Below are 12221 nucleotides of genomic sequence, written 5' to 3'. Positions count from 1 at the left end.
TGCATCAGCATATTAAGTTAGACCTTTTTCTTTAGGCCTTTCTTTTTATGACCATGCTTTGGCACAATCGCAAAGTACATAATAAGTCCCAGCCACGAAAAGAAAATGATGCCAATTAGCCAACCGTTTTTTTCATGCCCTTGCGTACGCTTACTATTAAGCACTAACACCACAGGTAAAATATAAGCGCTTAAGATCAGAAGTAAAAACGCAATCTCATCCATTATTTTGCCAACTCTTGCCAGTCAACTTCGTTATTTAACACCCGGTTAATCGCAATATAATGTAAAATATCACCACTGTTTACTGGGTAATTAAGCGGCGGGTTTAAATCCATATTTTTAGCACTCAGGTTATGCGCTACACCAAGCAAAATTGCATCGTGATCATGTTTAAAATGATGGAATAACTTCCCAAATTCCATTTGCGCTAAATTATCAGGAATAACCAAGCTAAATTGTGTATCACCATGAAGGGTTGATAACAACTCCTCTTGCACTCGGCTTGAACCTGGGTCTTGCATTGAACGCACTAAAATCTCAGCTGATTTTGCACTTGAACACTCCACATTATGGCAATGCTCTAGTAGCATTTCGACTTTACTCTCATCGTTAAAATGCGCGCTAATATGGCAGCCCTCTTTCACCAACTTGCTAATACGTAACGCAGTGGTAAAGGTTTGGTCATCATCTTGGCCATCAATAATAATCTTATCGGCGTATTTTATTGCAACCCGCTCCAGCTGCTCGCAATCAGTAAAGCTACTTAAACGCGCAAAATCAACATGCTCATTGGTTAAAAACGGATGCTCCATTTGCTCCGTTACTGCGAGTAAGATTCGTCTATCAGTGCGTTTTTGATCAGCCAAAATATAGTCAATCATCTTTTTTGTACGCGTTTGATGCCAACCAAAAATAATAATGTGGTTGTTAGAATGCGAAAAACTTTTATCACCTGTCATAGCACGCCTAATTAAATATGTAACTGTTTGCCCTGTTTTACCTAACAGAACACCAAATAAAGCTAACCCAAATGGGATTTGTAATAATGCAACAATCCAGCGACCTAAATCTGTGCTAACGCTGAAATCACCGTAACCTACCGTTGATGTCGTTACTATATAGTAATACACAAAAGTGCTAACTGGCGTAAGTTCTGATTCTCCTGCTAATAATAGAAGCAGCCAAGTTACTGTCATATGTAGCAGTGTTGCTAAAGCTACCGCTTGCCAACTCACTTGATCTATATGGCTTCTTACCAATAGAAAAATTCGTTTAAATATAAAAGGCATACCACCACTTAATAGTTCCTGTTCATCTAGCCATTAAGTTACTGCAATGCGTTATTGATGACAATGTTTAGGTAAAGAAGATTATTTCTAGGATGCATTTTTATACTAGAACAGTGTAAGCTATAATTGCATTATAACTTTAAAGACGGGTGTATTATGTCGGGTGTATTAGCTTCTGTAGATCAACGAACCCAACTAGTCGGTGAAAACCGTCTTGAGTTACTGTTATTTTATTTACACAGCCGCCATTTATTTGCGCTAAATGTATTTAAAGTAAAAGAAGTAGTAAAACTACCTCATTTAAATATTATTCCTCATGCTCATCCTAAAATATCTGGAGTGGCTAATATTCGCGGCGAATCAATTCCCGTCATCGATTTACGCCAAGCTATTTGCATGCCTGCGGCTAAGAATATCGAAGATAGTAATTTGGTTATTACTGAATACAACCGCACAGTGCAGGGGTTTCTCATAGGTAAGGTTGACCAAATAGTTAATATGACATGGTCAGACATTATGCCGCCGCCAACGTCTGTAGGTAAGAATCACTATTTAACAGCATTGACAAAAATTCAACGAGATGGCCAAGAGCAACTGGTTGAAATTATAGATGTAGAAAAAGTGCTGGCTGAAATAGTCGAATATGAAGTACAGATCTCGGATGAAATACTCGATAAAAGCATCGTAAATGAGTTTGTTGGTCGTAAAATTCTTCATGCCGATGATTCCCCTACCGCACGCAAACAAGTCAGTGATACCCTGTCTCAGCTGGGTATTGAAATTATCCCCGCAAGTAATGGCCTTGAAGCATTGAATATGCTGAAAAGCTGGGCCGATCGCGGCGATAACGTAGAGCAAGACCTATTGATGGTGATCACCGATGCCGAAATGCCAGCGATGGATGGCTACCGCCTAACTCATGAAATTCGTAACGATGCGCGCCTAAGAAACTTACATGTTGTGCTTAACACTTCTTTAAGCGGTAGTTTTAACCAAGCCCTGGTTGAAAAGGTCGGCTGTAATGCGTTTTTATCTAAGTTCCAACCTGACTTATTAGTCGAAGAAGTACAGAACCGTTTAAAAACGGTATTAAATAATAACAGCTAATACCTTGGTCGATTTGCCAACTAAGTCATTTCATGATTAATTGGCACTATGTAACCATAATAAAAACACTCTCACTATGCTTAACCGTGTTGCAAAGCCCTTTACTCAATTAGTTGAACGCTACTTACCCGACCCCTTTATTTTTGTTATTTTGCTAACGCTTTTAAGCTTTATTATTGCCAGCCTATTTACACCATCTAGCCCAGTTGAAGTAATTGATGCTTGGGGAGGTGGCTTTTGGAATTTATTACAATTTGCAATGCAAATGTTATTGGTACTACTCACCGGTTACATGTTGGCAAGTACTCCTATAATCAACCGCTTACTGGCAAAACTAGCAAGCTTTTCCAGTACACCAGCCAAAGCAATTATTTGGGTCACATTAGTTTCATTGTTAGCTAGTTGGCTAAACTGGGGTTTCGGCTTAGTGATCGGTGCTTTATTTGCCAAAGCAATAGCAAGGCAAACAAAAGTAGATTATCGATTATTAGTGGCTAGTGCATACTCTGGATTTATTGTATGGCACGGAGGCTTAGCAGGCTCTGTACCTTTGACAATTGCAACCATAGGGCACTTTTCAGAGCAAAGTATTGGTGTTATTAGCACCTCGCAGACACTGTTTTCAGGCTTTAATATTGCGATTGTACTGGGCTTGTTTATTATAATGCCGCTTGTTAATCGCTATATGCTTCCTCACGATAGTGACAGTTTGTATGTTGATAAAAGCAAACTAATAGAACCTAAAAATAAAGAAGTCACCTTTACTCGTCCAGCAGATAGTATCGAACACAGCCGCGTGTTAGGTATAACCACAGGCTTACTTGGCCTTGCATATTTAACGTATTATTTTATTTTTAATAATGGCTCACTTAATCTAAACAGTGTTATAGGGCTGTTTTTATTTGCCGCAATAGTATTACACCAAACACCACATAACCTACTCGCCAGCTTGCAGCAAGCCATCCCCAGCGGCGCAGGTATTATTATCCAATTTCCATTTTATGCAGGGATTATGGCGATAATGGTCGAGACCGGTTTAGCACAACAAATTTCCCAAGGCTTTATCGCCATAGCCAGTGCTGAATCACTGCCATTTTGGAGCTTTTTAAGTGCAGGGTTAGTCAATATATTTGTGCCATCCGGTGGCGGGCAATGGGCGGTACAAGCTCCCATTGTTATACCCGCCGCACAGGCACTTGGCGCAGATATGCCCCGCGTAGCAATGGCGGTAGCCTGGGGGGATGCATGGACTAACTTGATCCAACCATTTTGGGCGTTACCAGTTCTCGCCATTGCCGGCTTAAAAGCCAAAGACATTATGGGTTTTTGTTTAGTGCAGTTAATTATCACCGGCGTGTTTATTGCGTTGATGCTAAGTTTTTACCCATGAATCCGCAGGCGTAATAGTGGATTACGCCTGCGCTATAAATCAACTCGACAATATCTTCACCGGTAGGCTTAATATCGCGCTTTCAGAATCAGCAAAGTGCATCATCACAGCCACATGGCCAGCCACCACCAATGCGTACATTACCGCTGAAAAACCTTGGCCGTATTTATCCAGCGGCACAAGGTGTGAAAAATGACGGCCGCGCCATTCAAACACGATTTCCAGTGCACCGATAAACAGAAAAAACACCAGTAGCATTAAGCCAAACGTATAGCTTATCCATAAACCAAATAACACACCAAGTAAGCAGACACTCAAGCCAACCCATGAACGCATAGAGAAACTAATGCTCTTTAGGACGTGGCCACCATCGAGCGGTAAAATAGGCAATAAGTTAAATAAGTTAAGTAACGCGCTGAGTACTGCAACACCCGCAAAGATATCCATTTCTGTAGCGTAATAAAGTACCACCCCGAGTACTGAAGTGATAAGACCAAACGCGGGGCCCATTAATGAGATCACCACATCTTGCCAACGGGTGGTAATTTTATCATCGCTAACCGCGAGCCCACCCACAAAAGGGATTAAGTAAATACCTTTAGTTTTAATGCCAAAATACTGCATGGCCCGTACGTGCCCATATTCATGTATTACCAAACAAGCAATCAACATTAAGGCGAATTCAAAGGTGAACAGCCAGGCATAACCAGCAACTGACGCACCCGCTAAGGCGACTTTAACTACCTTTGCACTTTTAAACAGTTTAAAACCCAAAGCAAAAATACCCAGTAAACCTTGCTTAGGTTTAGTTTTTTCAATCGGTGGAATATTCAACTTTTGTACAAGTTGATCATTCACATACAACATTAAACTTTGCTCATTGACTAACGAAGTGTCCAGACCTATCACTTTATCGCCAAGTTCAAACTCAAAGTAGTTACCCCTTGGGTTATCAAAGCCAATCGCTTGTTGCTGTTGGAATATTTGCACAATTTTTTGCTCAGCTAGCACTAAATTAAAAGATTGCTCAGCAAGAGTAAGTTGTATTTGGATCATCGTATCTTAATCTTAATAACATTGCGGCCATTATACCTATTTTACGAATAAATATGAGTGGATTTATTTTCGCCCTATTGCTGACTTTTCTATTTAAACCTACTACTTTTAAATAATTGATGAGTTTTTATTCAAGGAATGAAGATGACAAAACTAGCGCGTAACATAATGGTGGTTGATGACTCCAAAGCGATTTTGGTTGTTATGGAGGCAATTTTAAATGAACTTGAAGTACCCCAAGTTACTACCTGCCTAAGCGCTCAAGAAGCGCTTGATAAAGTTAAGCAATCCCCTTTTTTATATGATGCTGTATTTACTGACCTAAATATGCCAGAAATGGATGGCATGGAGCTTATTCGCCTCCTAGGTGATATAAAATACACAGGCGCGATTGTTATTATTTCTGAGATGGATCTTAAAGTCATAGATTTAGCCGCTGACCTAGCGAAAAAAAGTAATACTCATCTAATTGGCAATATTTCAAAACCAGTGCAGCTAAGCCAGGTTCACACCTTACTTAAAAAGCTTGAGCATTTAGCTTATCATATAGAAAAACCAATTGAGCCAATCTCTGAATCACAATTGCTTCATGCAATTAGTCATAATGAAGTAACTCCTTACTACCAACCAAAAGTAAATCGTCACACCAATAAAGTACAAAGTGTTGAAGTACTTGCACGAATTATGACAGAAAAAGGAGATATAATTTTACCTGAGCGTTTTATTTGTGTTGCTGAAGAATTAGATCTAATAAACCTTATTACTTTTCAGTTGTTTGAAAAAGCAACAGCGGATTTTAACGAGCTAAAAAATAGCCTAGGTTACATGTTTAAACTGGCATTTAACCTATCTCCTTGCCAGTTAGAAGATTTAAGCTGCCCTGATAAATTAGCGCTCATCTTACAACTTAATAATTTAACGCCCAATGAAATTATTTTAGAGATAACCGAGCAACATGCACTATGTAGCAATGCGCAATTAGAAACATTAAACCGCTTACGAATACGCGGTTTTGATATTTCTTTAGATGATTTTGGTATCGGTTTTACTAATGTTAACCAGCTAAAAACCTTACCTTTTACTGAAGTTAAAATTGATCGTACATTAATCAGCCACATAGACACAGACCAGTTTTCTCAAGTTATTACCAGTAGTTTAGTTAATATTGCAATTCAAAGAGATATTGTGATTGTTGCTGAGGGCATAGAACGCATTGAAGAACTTGAGTATCTCGATCGTTTTAAAGAATTTATTTTGATGCAGGGTTTTTTAATATGCGGACCAAAAGCGAAACAAGACTTTACTCGCTGGGCAAAATCATGGCTGCAAATGACTAATAAATCGAGTCGTAGCCAACGCTAATTTTTATTTTCATCGTCGTCACTTAGCAACTTGTCAGACGCAGCTAAACGCTGGCGCCAACGTTGCTTGGCAACCATTTGCATATTAGCTGATTGATCATGTTCGTCGATTATATCTAACCCCATCAGCGCTTCTATCATGTCTTCGAGTGTAGCAATGCCTTGCACTTCGCCATACTCATCAATGACTAGGCATATATGCGTACGTTCAGCTAATAAAGTATGAAATAAGGTAGGAACGTAAAGTGTTTCAGGCACAGTATAGATAGGTTTGACGAGCTTACTTATCTTATATTCTTCCCCAATCCGGTGATAAGCCAACATAATGTCGTTTTTATGTACAAAGCCGATAATATCATCACCGTTTTTATCATAAACAAGCACACGTGAAAATGAAGATGAGCCATGCTCTGCTAAATACTGATTAACAGTAATGTCCTTATGTACCTTAAATAACACGGTACGCGGGGTCATTATTGACTCAAGCTTGGCATGGCGAAAATGCAGCAAGCTACGAATTATTTCAGATTCCTCCTGATGCAGAGCACCTGATTCTGAACCAATATCTGCCATCGCTTCAATTTCTTGACGAATATAAAATGCCTCGTCGTAATTTCTACCCAGTAAATTAGTTAGCTTATCAGCAAACCAAACAAAAGGTTTTAATACCACCACTAAATAAATTAACCCCTTTGCGACTATAGGGGTTAATGCCCGCCAATGATTAGCCCCCAAAGTTTTTGGAATTATTTCAGAGAGAACCAATACCAATAGAGTCATTATTGCGGAAGCGATTCCCACGGCGGCATCTGAAAAAACCACTGCAGCCTGTGCACCAACTCCAGCAGCGCCGGCAGTATGCGCTATGGTATTTAAAGTTAAAATTGCCGCTAATGGCTGGTCAATATTCTGTTTTAACGCTTCAACACGTTTCGCAAGCTTTGGCTTTTGCTTACGCAATAAAGCAACATAACTGGGCGTAATACTCAGTAACACGGCTTCCATTATCGAGCATAAGAAGGATATGACTATGGCTGCTAGCATGTAAACAATTAATAACGTCATTAAATTCCCCTCTTAGCTGGACTAATGAGCATCCTAACAATACATGCTATATTTAGCCAAATTATCGTTCACAGGCTTAATTATGACTTTCACTTTATTTGCAAAATCATGCCCTAGATACATTGCAAAAACACTTAGCTTATTAGCATTGTGTGCTACTGCAAACTCAGCGCTAGCGTCTCCTCTCGATAAAAGCAATATTGCGTTTATTGGCCCGCTAGGCGAACAAATGCAGCTAAAGCCCTACCAAACGCAGCATCATGATGCGATTATCAATAACTTACTGCCTAGCTTACAAGCAAACAGCAAAAGCATTTCCATATTTGGCGAGCAACATAAATGGCAAACGCTAAGTGATATAAATGCACTAACTTTAGCTGGCGTACAAGGGTTAAAATTTACTGTTAAAAGTGATCGTTTCAGCCAAGGTACGCTAAAGCTTAATGGTATAGAGCAAGGTAAAGTTTTTATCAATGGCCAACTGCAAAACGCTAAAGATCACAGCTATGAACTAGCTTTTACGACTGGCGAACATCAGGTCGTTATCATTGCTGAGCAAGTAGCTAACTGGCATGACGTTGATATTGATTTTAGTCCAAAGTCAGAGCTTGATAACATAACCATCAGCCAACAACCTAGTAGCAGCTTATCTGCAAAGCAATTATTTGATGCGCCAACTATCAGTATGCTTTCACTGTCACCCGATGGCGAACACTACATTACCAGTACGCGCCATTACAGTGATAAAACTGCTAACCAAGCACAAATAGTGACAGAGCTTAAAAATCAGGATGATAAAGTAATTTATCGCTTTGAATCAGGCCAACCCAGTAATGTAATTTGGAGCCCTGATAATGATTATATTGTTTATTTAATTGATGGCCAATTGAAGAAGCTTAATCGCCACACGCTCGCATTAAATGTAATTGCGAATAACCTTAAAGGTGCGAGCGGCTTTGAGTTTTATACCAATACAAGCCTACTTTTTACTTGGTCTAAATACCCTGAAGCTGATACAGGTCTCACAAAGCATTATCGTGGCTTACAAGATCGTTGGTCATATGCTCGTACAACTTCGCAAGCATACTTGTTGGATATTAGCTCAGGTTTGAGTAAAGCACTTAGCGAAGGGCCGCTCAGTCATAGCATTGAAGATTATAACAGCGAGCAAGGCACTGTACTGCTTAGTCGCAGCGCTCACTTAATGGAAGCTACGACTCATCCGCTAACAGAGTTATTAGAAACTGATATCAAATCAGCACAACACACTATTTTAGGCCAATTTAAAACATTTAACCAAGCAAAGTATACCAAAAAGGGGATTTACGTTGTCGCAGGGCCAGACTTTAAAGAAGGGCTAGGCCGAAATATTCCAACTGACATGTTAGCAAATAACTACGACGGTCAGCTGTATTTATTGACCCAGCAAGGCAAGCAAGCTGAAGCATTAAGTAAAGAATTTAACCCTGCGATTGGGCAAGTAAAGGTACTTGAGAATGGCGATGCCGTGCTTAAAGTCACTGAGCAGGATACGCAACAGCTTTACCTTTTTGATATAAGTAAAAGTCACTTTAAAAAGCTTAAAACCAAACTTGATGTAGTTGAGCAATTTAGCGTTTCAAAAAATCGCTCGCCTGCTATTTTATATAGTGGAACCACGGCATCAACACCACAACAGTTGAAGCGTTTAAACATAAACAAAAATAGAGCCAGTACCCTATGGGATTCTAAACCACTAAACTACGCTGCGACTAAGATCCCAACACTTGAAGAGTTTAACTTTACCAATCAACAAGGTGTAGAAATTAAAGGCCGCGTGTATCTGCCAACAAATTTAGATAAATCTAAAAAGCATCCAGCTTTGATTTATTATTATGGTGGTACATCACCAGTATCGCGTGGTTTTACTGGTCGTTATCCGTTTAACTTATGGGCAGAAAATGGTTACATTGTTTACGTTGTGCAGCCCACAGGTGCGACGGGCTTTGGCCAAGAGTTCTCTGCTAAGCATGTTAATGCGTGGGGCGAGCACACCGCCGACGATATTATGCAAGGTACTCAAGCTTTACTTGCTCACTACTCATTTATTGATAAGAACCGTTTAGGCAATTTAGGCGCCTCATATGGTGGCTTTATGACCATGCTGCTAGCAACTAAAACCGATATGTTTAGTGCCTCTATCGCACATGCAGGGATCTCAAATATTACTTCATACTGGGGCCAAGGTTGGTGGGGCTATTTATACTCAGGCGAAGCATCTAAAAATAGCTTCCCTTGGAACAATAGCGATTTATATAGCCAACGTAGCCCGGTGTTTCATGCAGATAAAGTAACGACACCTTTACTATTATTACACGGCGATTCAGATACTAACGTACCTGTTGGCGAAAGCCATAATATGTATACAGCATTAAAGCTGCTTGGTAAAGACGTCGACCTTATTGAATATAAAGGTGCTGATCACCAAATATTTGCTCGTGACAAGCGCTTCAATTGGTGGAACACCATGCTCGCCTACTTCGACAAACACTTAAAACAAGAGCCGCAATGGTGGCAATATTTATACCCTGAAAAATAACGTTTAGCCAAAAGAAAGAAAATGACCCGTTTTCTTTCTTTTGTTTGTGCAAAAAACTATAAAAAAACCCTCTCTGTACTCTATCCTTTTACGAATGAGTGCTAACATAGGGTTATTATTGAAAGTAATTAAGATACTATGACTATTCACGTTTTACTGGTTGAAGATGACGAATTATTAGTTAAACGCATCATCAATCACTTTGCTCAAACTGAGTTTCACATTGAAAACGATGCAACTGGTGCTCAAGCACTTGAAATTGTTAAATCCCGTGAAAACGCCAGCAATGCTATTTCATTAGCCGTTGTAGATATAGTCTTACCTGAACGAGATGGCCTTCATCTAGCAAAAGAACTGAATACACTCACTAACATTGGTGTAATCATGCTATCTAGCCGCGACTCGCAAGCAGATAGAATCGCAGGTCTTGCGCAAGGTGCTGATGATTATATTTGCAAACCCGTAGATTTGTTAGAACTTGAGCTACGTATGCGAGCGCTTTATAAGCGCTTAAAAAGCAATAATGATAATGACGAAAGCGAAGAGTTTATTGAATATGCAGACTTTAAACTGCATCCAGATAATCGTACTTTAATAACAACTAATGGCATTGAATCACGCCTAACAGAAGCAGAACATAAAGTACTTATTTGCTTAATTTCCAATGCGGGTAAAGCCACCTCAAGAGAAAAAATTTCTGAAGAAATAGGCCAACCAGATTGGAGCCCTAATGACCGCACAGTTGATGTTTTGATTGGCCGACTACGTAAAAAGCTCAGTGACGAAAAAGACCAAAAACGCATTGTTACCGTACGCGGTAAAGGCTATATGTTGTCGATATAGTATTTATTCAATATTGTGTTAACTGGCTAATTAAGCGCTCAAAAGCCCTGTAATTCAGGGCTTCTTTTAAATCATTTAAACTGATATTTGTGGCGCCTTTTAAATCACTAATCGTCCGCGCGACTTTAATGACCCGATGATAAGAGCGTGGCGAGAGCGATAGTTTCTCACTCGCTTTGGCTAAAAAATGCAATTCGGCTGAGGCCAGTGCACAATGCACGCTCATTTCCTTGTTATTAAGTCGAGCATTCACTTTTCCCTGACGTGCTAATTGAATATTATAGGCTGCTTCTACCCTGGCACGCACAATTTCGCTGCTTTCTTCTTCTTCGGTGCTTTGCAGCTGACTGCTACTTAGACGCGGCAACTCGATTTGCAAATCAATACGATCAATAAAGGGCCCTGATACCCTAGATAAATAACGCATAACCTGATCTGACGTCGCGCGTTTATCATTATGACAACCGGTGGGGCTCGGGTTTAAGGCCGCTATAAGTTGAAATTGAGCAGGAAACTCCATTTGTCGGGCTGCTCTTGAGATTGTAACGGTACCGGTTTCCATAGGCTCACGCAAAGAGTCCAACACCTTTCGCTCAAACTCAGGAAGCTCATCTAAGAAGAGTACGCCATTATGCGCCAACGATATTTCACCGGGCTTAGGATTAGAAGAGCCGCCAACTAAAGCAACGGCGGAGCAAGTATGATGGGGACTGCGAAAAGGGCGTTTGCGCCAATTTGTTAAATCAATAGATTGGCCAATTATAGAGTACAACGCAGCACTTGATAGCGCCTCTTCATCAGACATGCCGGGCATTATAGTTGGCATACGCTGCGCGAGCATTGACTTTCCAGTGCCTGGTGGGCCTAAAAAAAGTAAATTATGGCCACCCGCAGCCGCTATCTCTAATACTCTTTTAGCACCTGGCTGGCCTTTCACATCACTTAAATCATGGATAAAATGCGTGTTATGAACACGTTCCGCATACTCAATGTTTAAAGGCAGTGGCTGCTGGTTAAGTAAATCATTCCATACATCTTGAATTGAATAAACAGCTTTGCGAGCAACCCCATTAACTAAACTTGCTAAGCTGTCATTGACCGCGGGTAAAAAACAGCACCGACCTTGCTCTTTCGCAGCTAATACCGACGGTAAAATAGCATTCACACCACGCACTTCCCCATTTAGAGCAAGCTCACCGTAAAATTCATAACGCTCGAGCTCATTACACACCACTTGCCCTGAGGCGACTAAAATACCCACGGCTATGGCTAAATCAAATCGGCCACCGTCTTTAGGTAAATCTGCTGGAGCGAGGTTTACCGTAATCCTTTGATCTGGAAAACCAAATTGAGAGTTTTCTAATGCGCTACGAACTCGGTCTTTCGCCTCTTTTACTGACGCTTCTGGCAGGCCAACAATATGAAAAGCAGGTAAACCATTACCTAAGTGAACTTCCACCATTACTTCTGGCGCTTGAATCCCTATTTGTGCACGAGAATATATACGAGCTAATGACATCCTTTGTCCCT

General features: G+C 40.3%; 10 protein-coding genes. 5 read left to right on the top strand and 5 right to left on the bottom strand.

Features of this window, described 5'->3' with window-relative positions; translation table 11 throughout:
• Positions 1-17: 17 nt before the first annotated feature.
• Both QMA12_RS09045 and QMA12_RS09040 read right to left on the bottom strand, forming a co-directional pair.
• Positions 18-224: a PLDc N-terminal domain-containing protein gene (locus QMA12_RS09045; RefSeq protein ID WP_290209765.1), complete on the bottom strand. Its 207-nt coding sequence runs from the start codon at positions 222-224 to the stop codon at positions 18-20.
• On the bottom strand, positions 224-1291 hold the full coding sequence (locus QMA12_RS09040) for a potassium channel family protein (RefSeq protein WP_087532564.1): 1068 nt from the start codon (positions 1289-1291) through the stop codon (positions 224-226). Before QMA12_RS09040 ends, QMA12_RS09045 begins: the two co-directional genes overlap by 1 nt.
• Before the next feature lie 156 nt (positions 1292-1447).
• Here QMA12_RS09040 and QMA12_RS09035 point away from each other — a divergent pair, with 156 nt between their 5' ends.
• Both QMA12_RS09035 and QMA12_RS09030 read left to right on the top strand, forming a co-directional pair.
• Complete coding sequence (locus QMA12_RS09035; RefSeq protein ID WP_087532565.1) at positions 1448-2398, top strand: chemotaxis protein CheV; 951 nt, start codon at positions 1448-1450, stop codon at positions 2396-2398.
• Between the two features lie 76 nt (positions 2399-2474).
• The gene (locus QMA12_RS09030; protein WP_290209766.1) at positions 2475-3788 is read left to right on the top strand and encodes a TIGR00366 family protein; all 1314 of its coding nucleotides are present in this window, start codon (positions 2475-2477) and stop codon (positions 3786-3788) included.
• Positions 3789-3827: 39 nt separating this feature from the next.
• Here QMA12_RS09030 and QMA12_RS09025 read toward each other — a convergent pair whose 3' ends face one another.
• Positions 3828-4844, bottom strand: coding sequence for a site-2 protease family protein (locus tag QMA12_RS09025; RefSeq protein WP_087532567.1), 1017 nt, complete (start codon positions 4842-4844; stop codon positions 3828-3830).
• A 144-nt stretch (positions 4845-4988) separates the two neighbouring features.
• Here QMA12_RS09025 and QMA12_RS09020 point away from each other — a divergent pair, with 144 nt between their 5' ends.
• Positions 4989-6206, top strand: coding sequence for an EAL domain-containing protein (locus QMA12_RS09020; RefSeq protein ID WP_290209767.1), 1218 nt, complete (start codon positions 4989-4991; stop codon positions 6204-6206).
• On the opposite strand, the gene QMA12_RS09015 is transcribed toward QMA12_RS09020, so the two are convergent.
• Positions 6203-7270, bottom strand: coding sequence for a hemolysin family protein (locus QMA12_RS09015; RefSeq protein WP_087532569.1), 1068 nt, complete (start codon positions 7268-7270; stop codon positions 6203-6205). The genes QMA12_RS09020 and QMA12_RS09015 overlap by 4 nt on opposite strands.
• Before the next feature lie 82 nt (positions 7271-7352).
• Between QMA12_RS09015 and QMA12_RS09010 the strand changes: the two genes are divergently transcribed.
• Complete coding sequence (locus QMA12_RS09010; protein WP_290209768.1) at positions 7353-9848, top strand: prolyl oligopeptidase family serine peptidase; 2496 nt, start codon at positions 7353-7355, stop codon at positions 9846-9848.
• 138 nt (positions 9849-9986) lie between these two features.
• Positions 9987-10691, top strand: a complete 705-nt coding sequence (locus QMA12_RS09005) for a response regulator transcription factor (protein ID WP_087532571.1) — start codon at positions 9987-9989, stop codon at positions 10689-10691.
• A gap of 7 nt (positions 10692-10698) precedes the next feature.
• Here the strand turns inward: QMA12_RS09005 and QMA12_RS09000 are convergent, their stop codons facing one another.
• On the bottom strand, positions 10699-12210 hold the full coding sequence (locus tag QMA12_RS09000) for a YifB family Mg chelatase-like AAA ATPase (protein WP_290209769.1): 1512 nt from the start codon (positions 12208-12210) through the stop codon (positions 10699-10701).
• Positions 12211-12221 lie beyond the last annotated feature (11 nt).

Origin of the sequence: Pseudoalteromonas sp. APC 3893 (assembly GCF_030408095.1) — a bacterium.
In the GTDB taxonomy this organism is placed as follows: domain Bacteria; phylum Pseudomonadota; class Gammaproteobacteria; order Enterobacterales; family Alteromonadaceae; genus Pseudoalteromonas.
The sequence above is the reverse complement of the archived record's forward strand: the minus strand, read 5'-3'. Positions and strand labels throughout refer to the sequence as shown.

Bases quoted from the DNA above. Each gene is read 5' to 3' on its own strand.
- QMA12_RS09020 (WP_290209767.1), top strand. From the start codon at position 4,989: ATGACAAAACTAGCGCGTAACATAATGGTGGTTGATGACTCCAAAGCG.
- QMA12_RS09025 (WP_087532567.1), bottom strand. From the start codon at position 4,844: ATGATCCAAATACAACTTACTCTTGCTGAGCAATCTTTTAATTTAGTG.
- QMA12_RS09030 (WP_290209766.1), top strand. From the start codon at position 2,475: ATGCTTAACCGTGTTGCAAAGCCCTTTACTCAATTAGTTGAACGCTAC.
- QMA12_RS09010 (WP_290209768.1), top strand. From the start codon at position 7,353: ATGACTTTCACTTTATTTGCAAAATCATGCCCTAGATACATTGCAAAA.
- QMA12_RS09000 (WP_290209769.1), bottom strand. From the start codon at position 12,210: ATGTCATTAGCTCGTATATATTCTCGTGCACAAATAGGGATTCAAGCG.
- QMA12_RS09045 (WP_290209765.1), bottom strand. From the start codon at position 224: ATGGATGAGATTGCGTTTTTACTTCTGATCTTAAGCGCTTATATTTTA.
- QMA12_RS09015 (WP_087532569.1), bottom strand. From the start codon at position 7,270: ATGACGTTATTAATTGTTTACATGCTAGCAGCCATAGTCATATCCTTC.
- QMA12_RS09040 (WP_087532564.1), bottom strand. From the start codon at position 1,291: ATGCCTTTTATATTTAAACGAATTTTTCTATTGGTAAGAAGCCATATA.
- QMA12_RS09035 (WP_087532565.1), top strand. From the start codon at position 1,448: ATGTCGGGTGTATTAGCTTCTGTAGATCAACGAACCCAACTAGTCGGT.
- QMA12_RS09005 (WP_087532571.1), top strand. From the start codon at position 9,987: ATGACTATTCACGTTTTACTGGTTGAAGATGACGAATTATTAGTTAAA.